Genomic DNA, 20,873 nt, shown 5'->3' with positions numbered 1-20,873 from the left:
CACTCACATCCTGAAGACGCCATAGGACACCGGCTCGAGCGGCGCGTTGGCGCACACCGACAGAGCAAGTGAGAGAACAGTTCTGGTGTCGGCCGGATCGATGATGCCGTCGTCCCACAGCCGCGCCGTCGAGTGGTACGGGTTGCCCTGCTCCTCGTACTGACGGCGGATGGGTTCCTTGAACCGCTCCTGCTCGTCCTCGGTCCACGGCTCGCCGGACGCCGACCGCTGATCGCTGCGCACGGTCGCGAGCACCGACGCCGCCTGCTCCCCGCCCATGACGGAGATGCGCGCGTTCGGCCACATCCACAGGAAGCGCGGCGAGTACGCCCGGCCGCACATCGAGTAGTTGCCCGCGCCGTAGGACCCGCCGATGACGACCGTCAGCTTCGGTACCCGGGCACACGCCACCGCGGTGACCATCTTCGCGCCGTGCTTGGCGATGCCGCCCGCCTCGTACTCCCGCCCGACCATGAAGCCGGTGATGTTCTGCAGGAACAGCAACGGGACGCTGCGCTTGTCGCACAGCTCGATGAAGTGGGCGCCCTTCACGGCGGACTCACCGAACAGCACACCGTTGTTCGCGACGATGCCCACCGGGTGACCGTCGATGTGCGCGAAACCGGTGACCAGCGTCGTGCCGTACTCGGCCTTGAACTCCTGGAACTGCCCACCGTCCACCAGGCGGGTGATCACCTCGTGCACGTCGTACGGGGTGCGCGGATCTGTCGGCACCACGTCGTACAGCTCCGACTGATCGCTCGCAGGCAGCGGTGTGCGTACCTCCCACGGCGACGGCGTGCGGGGGCCGAGGGTGGCCACGATCGCGCGGACCCGGCGGAGCGCGTCACGATCGTCGGTCGCGAGGTGATCCGTCACGCCCGAGATCTTGGAGTGGACGTCGCCGCCACCGAGGTCCTCGGCCGTGACCACCTCGCCGGTGGCCGCCTTCACCAGCGGCGGTCCACCCAGGAAGATGGTGCCCTGGTTGCGGACGATGATCGCCTCGTCGCTCATCGCGGGCACGTACGCGCCACCGGCGGTGCAGGACCCCATCACCGCCGCGATCTGGGCGATGCCCTTCGCACTCATCGTCGCCTGGTTGAAGAAGATCCGGCCGAAGTGTTCCCGGTCGGGGAACACGTCGTCCTGCATCGGCAGGAACGCGCCACCCGAGTCGACGAGGTACACGCAGGGCAGCCGGTTCTGCAGGGCGATCTCCTGCGCGCGCAGATGCTTCTTGACGGTCATCGGGTAGTACGTGCCGCCCTTGACCGTGGCGTCGTTGGCCACGACCATCACCTCGCGGCCCGACACCCGGCCGATTCCGGCGATCACACCAGCGCCCGGGCACGCATCGTCGTACATGCCGTTCGCGGCCAGCGGGGCGATCTCGAGGAACGGGCTGCCGTCGTCGAGCAGCGTGTCGACACGGTCACGCGGAAGCAGCTTGCCGCGGGAGACGTGCCGCTCACGGGAGGCGTCACTGCCGCCGCGGGCAGCGGCCGCCATGGCTCGGTGGAGCTCGTCGACCAGCGCGAGGTGGTCGTCCCGCCTGCTCGTGCGCTCGAATCGAGCACCGTCCAGCATCGTCATCGCTCAGCCCGTCCGTCAGTTAACACTCACTAACCAGGACAGTAAACGATGATTAACTGAAAGTCCACGGCGGATGCGTGGATCGCCAGGCGCGCGTCCGGAGCCACCCGATCGCTCGGAAATCTGCGGATCCGCGGATTCTCGCTCGACATCGGAGGACGAGACTCAGCGCTGCTCGACGACCAGCTTTCGGAAGCGGCTGCCCTGGAACACGATGGGCGCGACGTCGGAGTGCACCTCGAGACCGTGCACGCGCAGCAGGACGATGGCGTGATCACCCGCCGGCAGCTCCTTCTCGATCGTGGTGTCGAGCCACGAGGACGCGCCGTCGATGAAGATGGCCCCGTCGGGCGTCGTCTCCAGCGTCAGACCAGCGAACCGGTCACCCGTCTTCGCCGCGAGGCTGCGCGCGGCCACGTCGTGGGCCTCGCCGAGAACGCTGATGCCGATGTGCGTCGCGTCGCGGAACTTGGGCCACGTGGTCGACGTGTTCTGGATGCACACCGCGACCAGCGGCGGGTCGAGGGAGACCGACACGAAACTGCTCGCGGCCAGACCGACCGGCACGTCGCCGATGCGAGCCGCGATGGCGACGACCCCACTCGGGAAGGTGCCGTACGCCTGACGGAGGGTCGCCTGGTCGAGCTCGGAGGATGCGGTCTGACTCATGGAACCCCACGGTAGGGCCGCGCGCCATCCGCCGCCACCATCGCGGGCCCGGCACTGGGCAAGGTCACAGCCCCTGGATTCGGATCACGCCGAGCCCAACGGCGGGCCTCACTCGCAGCGGACGATCGGCACCGGGTCGTAGCGCACCGTGCGCGTGTTCCGCGAGATCTCCGCACCCGTCGCCGCGTCGCGGATGATCCGGGTGTCGCTGGTGGTGAAGCCGGGCGCTCCGCTCGACGCGACACATTGCTCTCCGCGCGGCAGCCGGACTGTGTCCGGCGTGGTGGGTCGGCTGCGGGAGCCGGTGATCGACTCCACCTCGACGGTCTTGGTGCCCCACAACCGCACGGTGACGGAGGATCCGTCGGCGAACGACTCGACGACCACACCCGTCGACGCCGGGTTCCGGAACTGCAGATCGATCGCGCCCTCGAAGACCGTCGCCTCGCGGGCCTCGGGGTAGCGGCTGATGTAGTAGCTGTGTTCGGTGTGATCGACGTCGTCCATGCCGCCGAAGTAGCCGGCGTTGTACAGGGTGGTGGCGAATTGGCTGATGCCTCCGCCGACGGCGCGATCGGGTCGGCCGTTGTCGATGATGCCCGACTCGACGAACCCCTGCGCCGTCCCGCGGGGACCGGTGTAGCCATTGAGTGAGAACGTCTCGCCCGGCTTCACCACGGCGCCGTTCACGATGTCCGCCGTGAGACCGATGTTGACACCCGACGCGTACTCGAACCCGCCGGTCGTGTACTCGCTGATCACTTCCCGGATTCCGAGAGCGTTCGCCGCGTCCGTGGTCAGTGCCGCCGGACGCGGTCCGTACTGCGCGACGGTGGTGCGCGCGTCACCGGACGCCGCCAGCAGGTCCGGCAGGGTGGCCAGTGTCTCCGGCCAGCGCACCTCGGTGCCGTCGACGGACGGAACCACCACGGGTCGACCCCCGGAGAAGTCGAAGCGCGCGTCGACGGGCCGGGTCTCGGTGGCCGCCAGCCCGGGCGCGAGGATGCCGATCGCGGCATTCGTGTCGTACACCGGCCGCAGACCGCCGTCGTCGTCCGGTTCGAAGCTCAGGACCTCGCCGACGCGATCGGGTGCGAGCGTCGTCGTCGCACCGTCCTCGCCGGTCACGACCACCGGCGCCGACACCGCGGGCGTCGCCACGTCCTGGATCGCCGCGTCGATCGCGGCAGCGTCGACCTCGACGTCCTCGACGACGACGGGGAGCTCCACCGGACCGCCCTCGGCCCAGTCGGTGCGGAACGCGGACGCCGCACCCGGTACGTCGAGCGTGCGTCCGGGAACGGGTCCGACGGCGCGGGGCACGCCGGCCTCGATGACCACGTCGCCCTCCACCGCGGGGCGGTCGACCTGCAGGGACAACGACCCGACGGCGGCGGTGAGTGCCGCGTCGTCGACCGTGGACACGACACCGATCTCGCGGGTGCCGAAGAACGACGCGAGCCTGGTGAACGGGGAGAGAGGCTGGTCGCCGGCACGATCGAGGGTTGCGGCCCAGTCGATTCCGAGACCGGCGGCGGCCGGGGTGAGCGTGGCGGCGACGTCGTCCGCGCGCACGTCCACCGGGGCGTCGGTGCGCGGACCCAGGGCGTCGCGGAGCCGGTTGTCCGCCTCCGCCACACTGCGGCCGCCGACCTCGACGCCCGCGACGGTCACGCCGCGGGGGATGTCACCGGTGGAGGTGAACCAGTCGGCGGCGTACAGGAGCGCGGCCACGGCGACGACGCCGCCGGCCGCGGACAGCGCGATCGTGCGCCGGCGGGTGGAGCGCGTGCCCTCGGGGGCGGTCCGGTGCTCGTGCTGCGCCGGTACGTCCTCGGTCACCCGGCTCCCTTCCGTCGTGCTGAACAGGCGCGTTCGCCCTCTGCTCGAGCCTACCCACTGGGGTCGGAGCCCGACTCCTCACGAAGACGGCTCCGCACCGCTGCCGGGTCGGGGGTCAGGCAGCGATGCGGAGCCATGAGGAGTATCGCCGGACGACCGCACTCGTTACAACTCGAATCAGACCGAACGTCCCGGATCTGTCAGGAGTCCCAATCGACTCGTTCCGCCATGGCCAGAAGTCGTGACCGCCGCGAAGGACTGCTTTCGCCGATCCAGGCGATCTGCCCGTACACCGAGGCACGGAAGTCCGGTACACCTGCACGATTCTGGGCAGCGGCACCGGTACGAACACTGTTGTGGAGCAGCGCGCGGAGAGCGTCGTAGCGGTCGCGGGGCGCCGCGGCACTCTCGTTCACCACCAGCCCGGCCAGCGTCTGCCGACGGTGTGCACGCGCCACGTGAGTCTTGTCACCGTTCACCACGAAGCCCTCGTCGCGCACGATGCGGTCGAGCGCCCAGAGGATCGTGCCCACATCGGTGTCCGACGGGCCCGACAGCGCCAGGTCGTCGGCGTAGCGGGTGTAGACGAGCCCACGGGCGCGGGCGAGACCCGCGACGCGACGGTCGAGTCCGCGGGCCACCAGATTGGCGAGCGCAGGCGAGGTCGGTGCCCCCTGCGGGAGGTGCGGGACGCGCAGCAGTGCCGCCTGAGTCCGGGGCAGACCGGCGACCTCGTCGACCGGCATCGCGGTGGTGCAGATGCCGGCGAGGACCGACGCCACCCGGTACGGGTACCCGCAGGCCTCGAAGACGGCGCGCACGCGCGGCCTCGTCACCGTCGGGAAGAAGTCCGCGAGATCGACCCGGACGACGACGTCCCGGCCCTCGTGCGGGCGCGCGAAGGTCACGGCACTCCGACCGGCCCGGAAACCGTGAGCGGCAGGATGCGGCACCACGTGATCGAGGACGCGGTGGAGCACGCGCCGCTGCATCTCGCGCAGTCTCGGCTTGGGAATCTCCAGGATGCGCGTCCCGCCGCGACTCTTGGCCACCTCACGAGCCCGGTAGTGGCGCAGCGGCGGAGCCGCCCGACGCAACCAGCCGCCGACGTCGGCGAACCAGTCGAGTTCGGAGACGGTGACGTCCAGGGACGCGGCGAGCTCGGCGGTCGTCGCGAACGCGGGAACCCCGAAGCGCACCGCCGGAGTGGGACGGACGGGCGGCGCGGGGAGGACGAACGGATCACCGGGATACCCGATGACCTCGAGGAGTTCGGCGGCGACCTCCGTCGAATCGGGTGCATGGTTGCGCCGCTCGAGGAGCCTGGTGATGAGAGTCTCGACGTCCGCGACGTGCTCGAACCGGGCCAGCACCTCACCGAGCTCGGTGCTGTTCCACGCGATGTCGACCAGGCGCGGTGCGATCATCCGCGCCGTGCGGTGATGCCAGAACGACTCGGACATCAGCGAGCAGTGGACCGAGGACGTGCGGCGGGGCGAGGCGACCTGAGACTCTCGTCGTCGTCGCAGGCCAGCACGCGAAGCGTGCATCGCTGCGTCGGACGCAGTGCCCGATTCCGTGAATGTTCCCGAGGGTTGCCCTCGAGGAGGGTCGCGCAGGACCCACTCTCGCCTCGCCACCGCTGCACCCCGCCACTGTGCCAGACGCAGACCGCTCGGTCCGGGAAACGGCAGAGGACCCGGCCACCCCTCGCAGCCGGGTCCTCGTGTTCGGTACGGGAGGCTCAGGCCTCCACGATGGCCGTGATGCCCTGGCCACCGGCGGCACAGATGGAGATGAGTCCGCGGCCGGAACCCTTCTGCGCCAACATCTTCGCGAGCGTGGCCACGACGCGTCCGCCGGTCGCCGCGAACGGGTGACCCGCGGCCAGCGAGGAGCCGTTCACGTTCAGCTTGCTGCGATCGATCGATCCCAGCGCACCGTCGAGACCCAGACGCTCCTTGCAGTACTCGTCGCTCTCGAAGGCCTGCAGCGTCGCGAGCACCACGGAGGCGAAGGCCTCGTGGATCTCGTAGTAGTCGAAGTCCTGCAGTGTCAGGCCGTTGCGCTCGAGCAGACGCGGGATGGCGTACGTCGGCGCCATGAGCAGGCCGTCCTTGTACGAGCCGTTGCCGTGGATGTAGTCCACGGCCGCGAACTCCGAGTCGACGAGGTGCGCGAGCACCGGCAGGTTGTGCTGCGCGGCCCACTCGTCGGTGGACAGCAGCACGGAGGACGCGCCGTCGGTGAGCGGCGTCGAGTTGCCGGCCGTCATCGTGGCGTCGCCCAGCGAGGTGCCGAACACGGGCTTCAGCTTGGCCAGCTTCTCGGCCGTGGAGTCCGGACGCAGGTTGTCGTCGCGGGTCAGACCGAGGTACGGGGTGACCAGGTCGTCGAAGAAGCCACTGTCGTAGGCCTTCGCCATGTTCTGGTGGCTGGCCGCGGCGAGGGCGTCCTGGTCCTCGCGGCGCACGCCGAACTCCTTGGCCGTGACGGCGGCGTGCTCGCCCATCGACATGCCGGTGCGGGGCTCGCCGTTCTTCGGGATCTCGATCCCCAGCATCGACGGGCGGACGCCCGCGAGCAGCTTGAGGCGGTCGGCGGTGCTCTTCGCCCGGTTGAGCGTGAGCAGGAACTCGCGCAGCTCGTTGTTGACGCTGATGGGCGCGTCGGACGTGGTGTCGACACCGCTGCCGATTCCCACGTCGATCCGGCCCGACGCGATGGCATCGCCGACGGCGATGACCGTCTGCATGCTCGTGCCGCAGGCCTGCTGCAGGTCGAACGCCGGGGTGTACGGGCTCAGCGCGCTGCCCAGGACGACCTCGCGGGTGAGGTTGAAGTCGCGGCTGTGCTTGAGCACCGCACCACCGGCCACGAGGCCGAGCCGCTCACCCTGCAGGTTGAAGCGGGAGACGAGACCGTCGACGGCCGCCGTCAACATGTCCTGGTTCGAGGCGTTGGCGTACACCTTGTTCGAGCGCGCGAACGGTATTCTGTTTCCACCGAGGATCGCGACGGGGCGCTTCTCTTTGCTGGTCATCGAACGATTCTCCCTGTGCGCAGATGGCGCGGCCACAGTCGGGGCCGCTTCGTCGTGGACTCTATTCTTACTCACGAGTAAGTTACTTGTCGATACCGTTCGACATACCCGACACGAAGGTAGGAACATGGCAGCCACCAAGGGAGCCCCTGACCTCTACTCGCAGTTCCTCTCCTCTGCTCCCGGCGCGTTTCTCGCCAAGCAGGCGGGACTGCCGAAGCCGGAGACTCTGCGTCGCTACCAGCCGGGCGAGCCTCCGCTCGCCGGCCCGGTCCTGATCGGCGGCAGCGGTCGCCTCGTCGAGCCGCTGCGCGTGCTGCTCTCGGACTACCCCGCCGCGAGCCCCCACGACGACAAGCTGGGCGGCCTCGTGTTCGACGCCACCGGCATCGAGAACATCGAGCAGCTCGAGCAGCTGTACCAGTTCTTCCAGCCCGCGGTCCGCAACCTCGGACCGTCGAGCCGCGTCGTCGTCCTCGGCACCACGCCCGAGGAGACCGGCGACATCGAGGAGCACATCGCTCAGCGCGCCCTCGAGGGCTTCACCCGCAGCGTCGGCAAGGAACTGCGCCGCGGCGGCACCGCGCAGCTGGTCTACGTCTCCCCCGACGCCGCGCCGGACCTGTCCGGTGTCGAGTCCACCCTGCGCTTCCTGCTCTCGGCCAAGTCCGCGTTCGTGTCCGGCCAGGTCATCGCCGTCGGCAAGGACGGGTCCACGGCTCCCGCCTCGTGGGACCGGCCGCTCGAGGGCAAGGTCGCTCTGGTCACCGGCGCCGCCCGTGGCATCGGCGCCACCATCGCCGAGGTTCTCTCACGCGACGGCGCGCACGTCATCTGCGCCGACATCCCCGCGGCCGGCGAGGCCCTCTCGCAGACCGCCAACAAGGTCGGCGGCACGTCGCTGGCACTCGACGTCACGGCTCCCGACGCCGCCGAGGTGCTCGAGAAGCACGTGAAGGAGCGCCACAGCGGCGGCCTCGACATCGTCGTCCACAACGCCGGCATCACGCGCGACAAGCTCCTCGCCAACATGGACGACGGCCGGTGGAACTCCGTCATCGGCGTCAACCTCGCAGCGCCGCACCGCCTCACCACCGCTCTGGTGAAGTCCGGCACGCTGAACGACGGCGGCCGCGTGATCGACGTGTCCTCCATCGCGGGCATCGCCGGCAACCGCGGCCAGACCAACTACGGCACGTCCAAGGCCGGCGTCATCGGCCTGGTGCACGCCGAGGCACCCGAACTGGCGAAGAAGGACATCACCATCAACGCGGTGGCGCCCGGCTTCATCGAGACGGCCATGACCGCGGCCATTCCGTTCGCCACTCGCGAGGCCGGCCGCCGGATGAGCTCGCTGCTGCAGGGCGGCCAGACCGTCGACGTCGCGGAGACCATCGCGTACTTCGCGAGCCCGGCCTCCAACGCTGTCACCGGTCAGATCGTCCGCGTGTGCGGCCAGTCCCTGATCGGAGCGTGAGCGACGTGGCCACGGTGATCCCGCTCGACGGCCCGCCGAGGATCCGCGACATCTACACCCGCGCGGCTCTCGACTCGCTGCCGATCATCGGCGGCGGCAAGCGCACGCCGACGGCACCGGACGCGACGTACACCCTCGGCGGAATCCGGATCGATCGGGACAACCTCGCGACGTACGCCAAGGTGACCGGCCTCCGTCTCAGCGACACCCTGCCGCTGACGTACCCCTTCACCCTGGTGTTCCCCACCGTGATGTCCCTCATGGTGTCCAAGGACTTCCCGTTCGCGGCCATGGGATCAGTGCACGCGGAGAACGTGATCGAGAGCTTCCGCCCCGTCGGGACCTCGGAGCCGCTCGACATCGCGGTGCACGCGGAGAACGTCCGCGAGCACCGGAAGGGACTGCTCGTCGACGTCGTCAGCGACGTGTCGGTGGGCCGAGAGCTGGTGTGGCGTCAGACGTCCACCTTCCTCAGCCTCCAGAAGACGTCGCTGTCCGGTGGACCTCGCGAGGCACCGCCGGCCGACGAGGTCCCGCCGCCGCCCACCTCGACTCTGCGGGTGGACCAGAAGACCATCTCGCGCTACGCGGCGGTGAGTGGTGACCGCAACCCGATCCACGTCTCGTCGCTGGGCGCCAAGGCCTTCGGCTTCCCGCGCACCATTGCTCACGGGATGTGGAGTGCGGCGGCCGTACTCAGCGCCGTCGACGGCAAGATCCAGGACCGTGTCACGTACTCGGTGCGCTTCGGCAAGCCGATCGTGTTGCCCGCCAAGATCAACGTGTACGCCGAGCGGGTGGGCACGGGCGTCGGGCCGGGGCAGTGGGACGTGGCGCTGAAGCACCCGAAGAAGGGCTACCCGTTCCTGACGGGCACCCTGCGCTGACTCCGCGTCGGAACTCCTCCTCCGCACCCCTCCTCGACTCGCCGGTTCCGCGGGTTCGGGGAGGGGTGCGGTCGTCGGTCGGTCGAATGAGTGACACGGGCTCGACGCGACCGTAGCGTTCTCGGGCATATGCCCCGTTTCCCATCGTGACGCGGTCTCTCGCGACTGTTTCTCGGTTTGCCGAACACCTCGGGGCGAGCGCGACGACGAGGAGCACGACATGGCGGAACCGACGACGAGTACGGGCGCGGTTCGAGCCACCTCGTTCTTCGTGCACCCCGCAGCCCTCTGCGAGAGCGACTCGGTCGGCGACGGGACCCGGGTCTGGGCGTTCGCACACGTTCTCGCCGGCGCCGTCGTGGGCAAGGACTGCAACGTGTGCGACCACGCCTACATCGAGGGGAGAGCCGTGGTCGGCGATCGGGTCACCGTCAAGAACCGGGTCCTGATCTTCGACGGAGTCACCGTGCAGGACGACGTGTTCCTCGGCCCGGGCGTCACCTTCACCAACGACCTCCGCCCACGCGCCCACGTCAAGAAAGGGCCGGACGCGCTGATGCGCACTCTGGTGGAGCAGGGGGCCACCCTCGGCGCGGGTGTCGTGGTGGTGTGCGGCACGACGATCGGTCGTCACGCGTTCGTCGCCGCCGGTGCCGTCGTGACTCGGGATGTCCCGGATCATGCCGTCGTGGTGGGTAATCCGGCACGTCGCATCGGGTGGGCCTGCCGGTGCGGCGAAAGCCTTCCGGAGGATCTCGTGTGCGGCTGCGGTCTCTCGTACGGACTCGTCGACGGCGTTCCGGCACCCAGCGTGGCTCGACTTCCATGACCGAGCCGATCTCCCGCATCGAGCGTTCGACGGCCCACTTCGTCACCGGCGGCGATGCCACCGTCACCGCCCTCGTCGTCACCTACAACAGTGCCGACTCCATCGGCGGCCTCCTCGACAGTCTCAGAACGGAAGCAGCTGGAACCACCCTCCGGGTCGTCGTGATCGACAACGACTCGGCGGACGACACCGCAGCGCGGGTACACGAACATCCCGATGTCGTGTTCGTCGACGCCGGTGGGAATCTGGGATACGCCGCCGCGATCAACCTGGGTATGGAGCGCGTGGATCGGTCCGACGCGATCCTCGTCCTCAATCCGGACGCGCGGGTGTCCGCGGGGTGTGTCGAGGCTCTGGTGGCCGCCGTGACCGAACCCGATGTGGCCGCGGTAGTGCCGTTGCTCCAGGACGAGTACGGTTCCGTCTCTCCGTCGCTTCGTCGTGAGCCGGCCCTGCTCGCCACCGCTGTCGACGCCGTTCTCGGTGCGTACGTCCCGCGCAGACCTCGGGCACTCAGTGAGACGGTCCGCGATCCGAAGGCCTACGCCACTCCGCACGACATCGACTGGGCCACGGGTGCAGCCCTGATGATCGACGCCGATGCAGCACGTCGAGTGGGCGCGTGGGACGAACGCTTCTTCCTGTACTCGGAGGAGACCGATTTCTTCCGACGTCTCCGCACGGTGGGCCGCGTCCGGTTCGTACCCGATGCCGTGGTCGTGCACACGGGCGCCGGGTCGGGATCGTCTCAGGCACTCCAGAACCTGCTGTCCGTCAACAAGATCCGATACGCGGAGATGTATCACGGCAGACTGTGGAGCACGGCCTTCCGACTGTGTGCGGTGGTGTCCGAGATCGCGCGGACAGGATCCGCGTCCCATCGTGCGACCCTCCGAGTGCTGGTCGATCGGCGGCGCTGGACGCACCTGCCGTCAGCTCGACAACGGCCGGTCGAGGGCCGCACGGGGATGGGAACGGTCATCGTTCCCGCACACGACGAGGCAGCCGTCCTCGCACGCACACTGCGACCGCTGTCCGATCTTGCCGACCGCGGGGTCGTCGAGGTCATCGTCGCCTGCAACGGCTGCACGGACGACACCGCTGACGTCGCGCGGCACTTTCCCGGCATCACCGTGATCGAGACGTCCGCCGCGTCGAAGACCGAAGCAATGAACGCGGCGGATGACATCGCCATGTTCTGGCCGAGGATCTACCTCGATGCGGACGTGGTGATGACTCCGAAAGCCGTGACGGACGTTCTCACGCGGCTCACCGCGGGCGCGCCCATGTCTGCACGTCCTCGCTCCCGATACGACACCGGGCACAGTTCCTTCCTGGTGCGCCGCTACTACGCGGCCCGACAACGACTGTCGACCTTCGACGGACACCTCTGGGGTGCGGGGTGCTACGGCCTCACCGAGGAAGGCCACCGCCGCCTGGGCCGATTCCCGTCGGTCGTCGCGGACGACGTCGTCGTCGACGGACTGTTCCGGGGGGACGAGAAGTGCGTGGTACTCACCGATCCCGTGGTGATCTCGGTTCCCAGGACTGTCGCGGCCTTGCGGACCGTTCTGTCCCGGACCTACCGAGGTAACACCGCCGTCGCCCGAACCACGCAGACATCGAGCACGTTCCGAGAACTTCTCCGCTCGGTGCGAGGTCCCGTCACCGCTTTCGATGCGGCGGTGTACGCCGGATTCGCACTCGTCGGACGCCGCGCCGCGCGACGCGTGGTCGACACCGGCTGGGCTCGCGACGAATCGAGCCGAATCGGATCATGACCCGGCAGGCGGGAGACCACAGCCGTCGAGTCCGGTGATGCGGTAGACGTGTGCACTGTTCGAATCCGCGAAATCGTCCACGATCACACCCTTGTCGACCTCGACCCGACGGTCCTCTCCGACCACGTCCGCGGTCGAGTCGACAGCGCAGGACAATGTCATACGTCCAGTGGCACCGCCCTGTTCGGACATCGCCAGAACATGAACCACCCCATCGGTGTACTTGACCATCGTGTCCAGTCCCGGCGCCGACGCGAGAAACCCGTCGAGGTAGGGAGAGTTCAGGACCGGTGCCAGCTCGGTGATTCTCGCGTTGACGTCACCGACGCGCTCGAGCATGCCGCGGCCGCAGTCCAGAAGAACGTGCTGCGATCGGCACTCGCCGCCGAAGCTGTGGTTGAAGTACACGACACCCTGCGCACCGTGAATGATGCTGCTCCACACCGCACCTTCCACCTCCGCCGGTTCGATCGCTCGTCGAGATTCGGCGAACGGCTGACCGACCTCGACGAACGCCCACACCGGCTTGCTCCCCGCCGGCTCCACGAGTGATCTCACACGATCCACAGTCGCACCGTAGTTGGACGCGCGAAGGCATTCGTCGGGGTCGAGATCCACGCCGTCCTTCAGCAGCGTCCCGCCCTCGGTGGCGTCACAGATGTTGGGATCGGTGAACCAGTAGGCATCGGCGGACACCACGTCCTGGTAATCGTTCACGAACTTGCTCGACTGCTCGTCGGTTCCCCAGAACAGCACGCTCTTACCGTAATTGGTGTAGGTCAGACGCGTGCGATCACTCTGGGCCTCGAGCGCGTCCATGACCGTGTAGCCGCACTTCTCCGTTGCAGGAACGCAGATCTCGCCCTCTCCCGGGTAGAGACCTGTCCACGTCGCGTCACCCGGCCCCGCCCACATGTCGGCTTCGTCGGTGGTCACTCGACCGTCGGTGGGACCGTCCGAGCGCGACGACAGAACGTACATGCCGTTGAGGCCGATACGGGCGAGATCCGTGTCCGGTGTCGGTTCGACATACGTGGTGAACGAGGCCGCGGAGTACGAGGGCAGACGCGTGTCGTCGACCACTGATTCGGCCCAGACTCCGATGGGGAAGAACCCCGGGTCCGATGGCAGCGACGGCGAGAACTGCGAGAAGTACGTCGCCCCGCCGTCGATCTCGCGCAGCATCGGACGACCGTCGCTCCGATGTGCGCTCGACGGGACACCGCACGCGGCGGACAGCATCACTGCGCCGACCACGGCTGCTGTTCGAACCTTCACACTCGACCCTCCTGCACCACCGGATCGTGCCGTACCGACTGCACGTGTCCGCAGATCATGCCGTACCGAATGCCGGTTACACCACACGGAAGAATCATGCGATCGAACGACTTCCGGTTTACCGAACCGTGAGTATGTTTGTCGGAGAAAGGCCGATGTCGGGGGATTTTCGTCTTTCGCTCTCAGCACCCGACTCGAGGATGTCGCATTGATGGCAGCACGGGGCGTTCGCGCGATCGACGTGCGGGCACCAGGGCGGGACGCCACCACAACGGTTCCGCTTCTGTTGCGCGTCACGATCTTCGCTGCCCTCGTCCTCCCCGCCAACATGGTCTTCGAGGCGATCGGTGCTTCCGGCTACCTGGCGATGCTCATCGGGCTCGCGCTGTTCGCGGTGTGGGTGGCCGCCGTGACGTGGGGCGTGCACGATCCCACGAGAGTCCGTCATCCCGCCCGCATCGGTCTCTGCCTCTTCTGGGTCGCCACCGTGGTCTCGTACCTGCGAATGGGAGGTGTCGAGCCGATCCAACGCGCCGCCGCAGATCGGTGGCTGTTGGCTCTGTTCGCGATGTCCGTCCTCGTCCTCGCCACCGCCGAATGCGTCCGCACCGTCGAGCAAGCCCTCGTCATCGCCCGCACCGTCGCTCTCGGTGCCAGTGTGACAGCCGCGGTCGCCTTGTGGCAGTTCGTCGTCAAGACCGATCCCCTCGACCTGGTCCGCTCGATGATGGTCGGTATGACCGACAACGGCGGCGGCACCACGTTTCAGGGGCGTGGCCTGCTGACCCGGGTCGCGGGTAACACCTTCACCCCCATCGAACTCGGTCTCGTCACCGCGATGATTCTGCCGTTCTGTGTGTGGCGCGCACTCTTCGACACCTCGGGACGCCACTGGGTGCACTGGTTGCAGTGCCTGCTCATCGCGTTCGCCTCGTTTCTCACGGTGTCTCGTTCAGCTGTGCTGGGTCTCGTCGTCGCCGCCGTCGTCACGGTGCCGTTTCTTCCCCGGCACGCCCGACGGTGGGCAGCGATCGCCATTCCCGTTCTCATCGTCGGCGTGTTCGTCACGGTTCCCGGCCTCATCGCCACGCTCAGTGCCACCGTGCGCGCCGACAGCGGAAACGATCCGTCCCTGGCGACTCGGGTGAACAACTACCCCCGGGTGCAAGCCATGATCGTCGAACGCCCGTGGTTCGGTACAGGGCCGGCGACGTACTTGCCCACCAACGCACTGGAGATACTCGACAATCAGTACTTGCACACGGCCGTGGAGATGGGGCTGTTCGGACTCGCTGCGCTCATCGCACTCTTCCTCTGCCCCATCGTCGCCTCGCTGTCGGTGGCTCTGTGGTCGCGGGACCCGGCACTGAAGTTGCTCGCGGCGAGCGCCGCCGCGGCGTGTCTGGTCGCGGCCGTAGGGTCGGCCACGTTCGATTCGCTCTCGTTTCCGGTGTTTCGGCTCATCTGCCCGGTCTTCTTCGGCATGTCCGGCGTCGTCTGGATCATGGCCCGGAACGCGCCCTCCCGCTCGGCAGCACCATCGCACACGGCCGACTCACCCGGCCCGTCAGTTCGTTTCAGTGAGAGGACCTGATATGGATCCGATGTCGGTACTGCGCATCCTGTGGCGACACAAACTCGTCGCCCTGCCGTTCGTCGTCCTGACGATCGCCTTGTTCACGGGCGCCCTGTTCTTCGGGCCTCGCGCGTACCAGGCCACTGCCAGCTACGCGATGATCACGCCGTCGCTGCCGAGTGCGATCGAGATCGAATCGAGCCCGGCGCTGGGAGCGGCGACAGACAATCCCTACCTCCGATCCGCCGACCCGACGCTGGTTCTGCAAGTAGGCAAGACGCGGCTGTCGTCGGAGGAGTCGGTGCGGACACTGCAGTCCGAAGGATTGTCGACCGACTTCGTCGTCGGATCGGGACTGTCCACCAGTGCACAGATACTCACGATCACGGCGAACGCGGAGAGTCCGGAGGTGGCGGTCCGGAGCGCGCAACGGTTGGGAGAGATCCTCGATGATCAGATACGCCAGGTGCAGCTCGTGAACGGCGCGTCGGATCGCTACCTGATCACGGTCCAGACGATCAACGAGGCAACCGGCGCCGCGGAGCGTGTGTCCAGCCGACTGCGCAACGCAGCCGTCGCCGGCATCGGCGGAGTCGTCCTACTCATCGCAGCGGTGGCGATGGCACGCGTCATCGACGAACGTCGTTCCGGCGCGACCAGGTCCACACCGGACACCCGGGTGGTCGCCGAAACGCCGACGACCGTCCGCGATGTGTCGCATCAGCCGCAGAACCAGGTCCGCCGCGACCCTATGCCGCACCGTCCGGCCGATCCCCCGCGTCCGCTCGCACCTCGTACGGGGCCTCCACGGATCGCACCGAGCCCGCCGGTTCGCCGTGGTCAGATCGTGACTCCCCCAGCCAACGGTCACGCATCGCGTCTCGGTGCCCGGCCGGCGCCGGTCAGTCAGAGCCCGCGGAGCAAGTGACTCGCATCAGAAGGTGCCGTCGCGGTGCCACCGCCGCCAGGAAGCGTCCGTCCGCACCTTTCTGGCCAGACGCCGCCCGACATACAGAGGGTGCGTCGCCGACCCGCGACCTCGTCGCATCCGCCGAATGAGAGTGCGCCACCCGTCGAGCGATGTCGGGTCCTCCACCGCGTCACGCACGAAAGCGACATACCCGTTCACCAGGTCATGGTCGACCTCCCGTCGGTCGTAACAGCCAGTGGCCATGGCGATCCCGTACTCGGCCACGGCTCGAACCGCGGTGCGATGCAGCTCGGCGGCGGCGGGAATCTGCCCAGCCGGCCCGGAGAACAGCACGTCGAACGCGTCCCTCCGCTCGTACAGATCACGCAGTGGATCCACTTCACGACTGGACAGACTCCGCGGGTGATCCCGGTGCCACGCCTGGTCGACGCCGCGGATGTACGCCACGTCCGCGAACGCCGCGATCCGAAACCACATCTCCATGTCATGCGTGTGCGCCAGCGGCATCTGCCCACCGACTCGGTCCACCACTGACTTCCGCATGAGCACCTCGGGCGAGGTGATCACGTTCAGCCCGTCGCGACACCTGTCCGCCAACCATTCTCGCCCCGACCATATGGTCCATCCCGTCGGTGAGATCCGCGGTGCCGGCAAGTGCTCGTCCGCGACATGGAGGGGATGCCCGTACACGAGTCCCACCTCGGGATGGGCACGAGCGAGTGCAACCGCTCGGTGCAGTGACCCGGGGGTGAGCATGTCGTCGGCATCGAGTCTCACCAGGTACTCACCCGAAGCGACGCGGAGACCGTCGTTGAACGTGTCGACCGGGCCTCGATTGTGGTGGTGGGCCACGACGGACACCCGTCGGTCCGTCGCCGCCCACCGCCTCGCGATCGCGAGGCTTCCGTCGGTCGAGGCGTCGTCCACCACGATCACCTCCACAGACACGCCCACCTGCGAGAGAACGCTCGTCACAGCGTCGGAGAGGTAGTCGGCGTAGTCGAAACACGGGATCACGACCGACACGGTTGCGGCGCCACGCCTCGCACCGACGACGTCGTGCGAGGCACCGCCGCGACCTCGGCGAATCATTCATCACCCCGCAGGGCCTTGCGGCGTGTGAGCACACGCCGAGTGTCGAGTCCGAATTTCATCGAACGGGCGGCAGACACGAGAAGTCCGACAGCGCGCCGCCGAGGTGGGTCGGCGACGATGCGTTCGTACAACTGGGTGAGGTCGGCAGCCACGATGCCCAAGGCGAACCGTTGTTCGACGACGCGGAGGCCGTATGCACCGAGGGTCGAGCGCCGAACACTGTCGTCCACGATGGTACGAAGCGCCGCGCGGAGGTCCTCGGAACCGCGACCACGCTGCCCGAACCATCCGTTGTCGTAGAATTCTCCGATCGTCGACTCGTCCAACAACTTCCAGAATCCGAGTTCTCCCTGAACGATCAGCGGTTTCGCGAAAGCCATACTCTTCAGAGCCGAACTACCCATCCCCAACATGATGTCCGCGCAGTTGTACGCTGCGCGCGGATCGAGCATGGCACCGACTGCGTTGACCACGATCTCACCGTGCGCAGAGTTGACTGCCGCGGCGCGCGCTCGAACTTCGGCTAGTCCCGACCCGTCTCCCACGATCAGCAGTCTCACCGGGAAATGCTCGGCCAGTTCGCCCACGACCTCGATCGCGTCGAAGACGCCATGTACCTTGCCCAGGTCAGTCGTCAATCGGCACACTATTCCGACCACGATGTGATTCTCGAGGAATCCGAACGAGACTCGGTCCAGCATCCCCTCTCCAGGGGTGTTGTGGGTCGTGTCGACGGGGGGCTCCGTCAGGTGAACCGACGACCAATCCACTCGGTGTCGGTACATCAGTTCTTCGGTACCCACCGTCAGCGGGAGGTGACGAGCGAGGAAGTGCGGGACGTCCATGGACAGCACCGTGGTGAGAACCGGAACGCGGAGAAACAAGTGGGGACCGAAGGTCGACTCCAGACTGGGTCCCCACTCGTAGGCATGGACCATGTCGATGGATTCCTGTCTCACCAACCTTGTGAGCTCTCTGACCGAGGAGACCGAGAAGTTTGCATCGGTGCTCTTGTGCACCCGGCGAAGACCCATGTCTTTCACCAAGGGGTCGAGAACCCCACTGGGTGCGTACACGGTCACGTCGTGTCCGGCATCCTGCACCGCTTTCGCCAGTTCCAACGCGTTGATCTGGCTGCCACCCATGCACATCTGATGCGGAATGACGAGAATCTTCACTGTCGACTCACAGAAATGCGACCGGCATTCTCGAGGATGTCCACCACCATGTCCGCCGAACGGTCCCAGGAGCCGGTCCTTCTGTCCGCGGCCGCCGACGCGGACAACGACCCGTTCGAGCCGGCATCCACAAGTTCGCACAAGCGGTCTGCGATGGCCGTCGGGTTCGGTGCTGCCCATGCGACACCAGGGTGCTTCATGTCGGCCCGTGCCATGCCGCAGTCGTTGACGACCGGGATCGTTCCGCACATCAGCATCTCCTCCACCACCAGTGAGATGTTGGTGAACGACATACCTATTCCCGCAATGGTGGTGTTGTACAGGTCGGCGAGTTCTGCGGGAGCCAGGTGCGGGTGGACGACAGCGGGAGCTGACATGGAGAACGGTCGGGCACCGATGACGTGGATCGTGTGGTTCGGCCGTCGTTCATGAAAGAGGTCCAGCGCGAGACCGGCGAGGGTCGAACCCCGCCGCGCGGTGGTCGGTCGCGAGTAGAACGCGACGCCGTGTCGTCGACCGTTGTCGTTGGTCAACGAATACGTGTCGACATCGCAGCCGAACGGGACCAAGACACAGTGTGCCCCTGTGTTTCCGACTATCTCGTCGTGCACCATTCGCCCGAGAGCCAAGATCTCGAAGCCGAAGCGATACGTGTCCTCCGCCAGTGCGTATTCGCTTCCCCGAGGATAGAAGTACGGTTCGTAGTCCTGCACGAAGTACACCCGCCTTCCCGCCTTCTGTGGTCGCGACGCGAGAACGTGCGCGGTCTGCCAGGACGTCGCGACGAACACGTCCGAATCGCACAGCCCCGAGTCGATGTCCGCGACGTCAGCCTGAACCTCCGGCCAATGCCGTCGAATGATTGCAGTGAAATCGGCGAGTTGCACGCCGTAGGGGTCGTACAGGTGAAGCACACACGTGTGTCCGGCGGCTTCCAGCCTGCGGATGAATCGGAACATGGTCGTGTGGCCGCCCGATCCCGGCCCGGGAGGAGCGCAGATCCACGAAACAGTGAGGGGTCGACCAGGATCGACAGGACCTGCGGATTCGGTCCACCAGATCTTGGTCGAATCGGCAACGTCCTGCACGCGCAGGGGGAAGTCGAGTTGCTCGGCACCCGACGCCTGGTACGCCTTCCGCGCCACGCGTTTCACGAGCTCGTTCACGCCGCCGGTCAGTGCGATTCGCACGAGTCTCGACACCGATGTCGTCGTCCCGAACATGCTCATACCCGATGCGCTCCTCGTGCTCTCGCGACGACCGTCGGACGATCGTCGTCGGGGTGTCGGACGATGCCGACGACCCAGTGTCGAATGACGACGCCGTAGAGGAGCAGCCCGGCGACTCCGGCCGCCGACGCCTGAAGAATCGGATGCTCGAATGTTCGCGCCACGAAGATCACTGGACATACCGCGACCGTTCCGGCCACGACGGGAGGCAGAAGCCCTCGCGCCAGAGCGGCGAGATCGGCGCCTCGACGCTGCGCTGCGACGAGGTAGGCCGGCGCCACCAGAACGACGCCCACGATGGTGTGTGCCCACGCCACTCCGACTATCCCGTGACCATGTGCCCCGACGATCACCGCGGGAACCAGGCCGACGACCCACAGGATCTGGATCCACAGGACGGCCCGCGGCGCTCCTCGTGCCGTCAGGTAGGTGGCGAAGAGATCGAACATCACGCGGAGCGCACCGAAGACACCGAGGGCGGCCAGCGCTCCGGTGGCGCCGCTCCAGTTCGGGCCGTAGAGCGTGGCGATGATAGGACCGGCGAGTAGTGCCAGCAGTCCGCCCGCCGGAAGGGCCGCCGCCCACGTCAACGCACCGGCCCGCGCCAGCGAGCGATCAGACGCAGCACTCTCCGCGTCGGGAACTGCGAACCACGGGAGCGCCACCGAGCGGACAGCCTGACCTATCGCGGTCATCGGCCACGTCGACACGTTGAAGGCGAGTACGTAGAGGCCGAGCGCGACCTCGCCCCCGATCCGTCCCACGATCACGTTGTCGACACTGATCACGACCCAGGACAACAGGTTGGCGCCGGCGATGGGCAGGCCGAATCTGACTGCCGGGCTCACTCGTGCACTGTCGAACCCGAAACGCGGCCGCACGCCGGCACCGAGGTACTGCACCGTGGTGGAGGCGGCCTGCGCGGCGACGCGAGACACGGCCAGCGCCATCGGACCCATTCCGAGCGAGACCAGGACGAGGGTGACGGTGGTCCCGACCACGAAGTCCGCGGCCGACGCCATCAACACCTGCTTCTGGTGGTATCGCCTCAGCAGAAGGGCGTACGGCACCAGACCCGCGGAACCCACCGGAATGGAGAGTGCGATCACGGACACCACCGCAGCCGAACCGGCGACCCCGAACGCACGCTCGACCAGTCCCGATGCGGACATGACGAGTATGCAGAGGGCCAGACCGACGCTCAGCCCGATCGTGGCCACGGTGGGTCCGTCACCGTCGGGGTCCTTCGAGCGAATCAGCCCTGCACTGAGACCCAGATCCGAGATCGACATCAGGATCGTCGACACGGTCAGGGCCACGGCGAAGACGCCGAAGTCCGCCGGGGTGAGTAGTCGCGCGAGCACGATTCCCACGACGAGGCTTCCGAACCGCATCAGGAGGGACCCGCCGGCACCCCACGCCAGGGCGCGACCGATCGTCGACGATCCCAGACGAATCACGG

General features: G+C 67.5%; 16 protein-coding genes. 6 read left to right on the top strand and 10 right to left on the bottom strand.

Going from position 1 to position 20,873, the window contains the following annotated elements; translation table 11 throughout:
• Positions 1-3 precede the first annotated feature (3 nt).
• The 5 genes from QRN16_RS11745 to QRN16_RS11725 form a co-directional block, all read right to left on the bottom strand.
• On the bottom strand, positions 4-1,590 hold the full coding sequence (locus tag QRN16_RS11745) for a carboxyl transferase domain-containing protein (RefSeq protein WP_285186939.1): 1,587 nt from the start codon (positions 1,588-1,590) through the stop codon (positions 4-6).
• Positions 1,591-1,761: 171 nt separating this feature from the next.
• A complete protein-coding gene (locus QRN16_RS11740; protein WP_285186855.1) occupies positions 1,762-2,265 on the bottom strand; it encodes a flavin reductase family protein in 504 nt (167 codons plus the stop codon).
• Positions 2,266-2,373: 108 nt separating this feature from the next.
• Positions 2,374-4,107: a VanW family protein gene (locus QRN16_RS11735; protein ID WP_350310208.1), complete on the bottom strand. Its 1,734-nt coding sequence runs from the start codon at positions 4,105-4,107 to the stop codon at positions 2,374-2,376.
• A 200-nt stretch (positions 4,108-4,307) separates the two neighbouring features.
• On the bottom strand, positions 4,308-5,570 hold the full coding sequence (locus QRN16_RS11730) for a reverse transcriptase family protein (protein WP_261775942.1): 1,263 nt from the start codon (positions 5,568-5,570) through the stop codon (positions 4,308-4,310).
• A 281-nt stretch (positions 5,571-5,851) separates the two neighbouring features.
• Positions 5,852-7,150: an acetyl-CoA C-acetyltransferase gene (locus QRN16_RS11725; protein WP_056441321.1), complete on the bottom strand. Its 1,299-nt coding sequence runs from the start codon at positions 7,148-7,150 to the stop codon at positions 5,852-5,854.
• A 127-nt stretch (positions 7,151-7,277) separates the two neighbouring features.
• On the opposite strand from QRN16_RS11725, the gene QRN16_RS11720 reads away from it, so the two are divergent.
• The 4 genes from QRN16_RS11720 (at position 7,278) to QRN16_RS11705 (ending at position 12,124) form a co-directional block, all read left to right on the top strand.
• Positions 7,278-8,627: a 3-oxoacyl-ACP reductase gene (locus QRN16_RS11720; protein ID WP_027506192.1), complete on the top strand. Its 1,350-nt coding sequence runs from the start codon at positions 7,278-7,280 to the stop codon at positions 8,625-8,627.
• 5 nt (positions 8,628-8,632) lie between these two features.
• A complete protein-coding gene (locus tag QRN16_RS11715; protein WP_056442217.1) occupies positions 8,633-9,514 on the top strand; it encodes a MaoC/PaaZ C-terminal domain-containing protein in 882 nt (293 codons plus the stop codon).
• 220 nt (positions 9,515-9,734) lie between these two features.
• A complete protein-coding gene (locus QRN16_RS11710; RefSeq protein ID WP_222637988.1) occupies positions 9,735-10,343 on the top strand; it encodes an acyltransferase in 609 nt (202 codons plus the stop codon).
• On the top strand, positions 10,340-12,124 hold the full coding sequence (locus QRN16_RS11705) for a glycosyltransferase family 2 protein (protein WP_285186848.1): 1,785 nt from the start codon (positions 10,340-10,342) through the stop codon (positions 12,122-12,124). Before QRN16_RS11710 ends, QRN16_RS11705 begins: the two co-directional genes overlap by 4 nt.
• Here the strand turns inward: QRN16_RS11705 and QRN16_RS11700 are convergent.
• Complete coding sequence (locus QRN16_RS11700; protein WP_285186845.1) at positions 12,119-13,402, bottom strand: hypothetical protein; 1,284 nt, start codon at positions 13,400-13,402, stop codon at positions 12,119-12,121. The genes QRN16_RS11705 and QRN16_RS11700 overlap by 6 nt on opposite strands.
• A gap of 211 nt (positions 13,403-13,613) precedes the next feature.
• On the opposite strand from QRN16_RS11700, the gene QRN16_RS11695 reads away from it, so the two are divergent.
• Together QRN16_RS11695 and QRN16_RS11690 are read left to right on the top strand one after the other, a co-directional pair.
• On the top strand, positions 13,614-14,996 hold the full coding sequence (locus QRN16_RS11695) for an O-antigen ligase family protein (RefSeq protein ID WP_285186843.1): 1,383 nt from the start codon (positions 13,614-13,616) through the stop codon (positions 14,994-14,996).
• Position 14,997: 1 nt separating this feature from the next.
• Positions 14,998-15,906 carry a YveK family protein gene (locus tag QRN16_RS11690; protein WP_285186841.1) on the top strand — a complete coding sequence of 303 codons (909 nt, stop codon included), beginning with the start codon at positions 14,998-15,000 and terminating at the stop codon, positions 15,904-15,906.
• 6 nt (positions 15,907-15,912) lie between these two features.
• Here QRN16_RS11690 and QRN16_RS11685 read toward each other — a convergent pair whose 3' ends face one another.
• The 4 genes from QRN16_RS11685 to QRN16_RS11670 all read right to left on the bottom strand — a co-directional run bounded on the left by QRN16_RS11685 (position 15,913) and on the right by QRN16_RS11670 (position 20,871).
• Positions 15,913-16,926, bottom strand: coding sequence for a glycosyltransferase family 2 protein (locus tag QRN16_RS11685; RefSeq protein ID WP_285186839.1), 1,014 nt, complete (start codon positions 16,924-16,926; stop codon positions 15,913-15,915).
• Between the two features lie 71 nt (positions 16,927-16,997).
• Positions 16,998-18,182: a glycosyltransferase family 4 protein gene (locus tag QRN16_RS11680; protein WP_285186837.1), complete on the bottom strand. Its 1,185-nt coding sequence runs from the start codon at positions 18,180-18,182 to the stop codon at positions 16,998-17,000.
• Positions 18,179-19,411 (bottom strand): rhamnosyltransferase WsaF family glycosyltransferase, encoded by a 1,233-nt coding sequence (locus QRN16_RS11675; protein ID WP_285186835.1) that lies wholly within the window; start codon positions 19,409-19,411, stop codon positions 18,179-18,181. The genes QRN16_RS11680 and QRN16_RS11675 overlap by 4 nt, the downstream gene beginning before the upstream one ends.
• Positions 19,408-20,871 (bottom strand): oligosaccharide flippase family protein, encoded by a 1,464-nt coding sequence (locus tag QRN16_RS11670; protein WP_285186833.1) that lies wholly within the window; start codon positions 20,869-20,871, stop codon positions 19,408-19,410. Before QRN16_RS11670 ends, QRN16_RS11675 begins: the two co-directional genes overlap by 4 nt.
• Between the last annotated feature and the right edge of the window lie 2 nt (positions 20,872-20,873).

The sequence above is a fragment of the Rhodococcus sp. MEB041 genome (assembly GCF_030208955.1).
Lineage (GTDB): Bacteria > Actinomycetota > Actinomycetes > Mycobacteriales > Mycobacteriaceae > Rhodococcoides.
The sequence above is the reverse complement of the archived record's forward strand: the minus strand, read 5'-3'. Positions and strand labels throughout refer to the sequence as shown.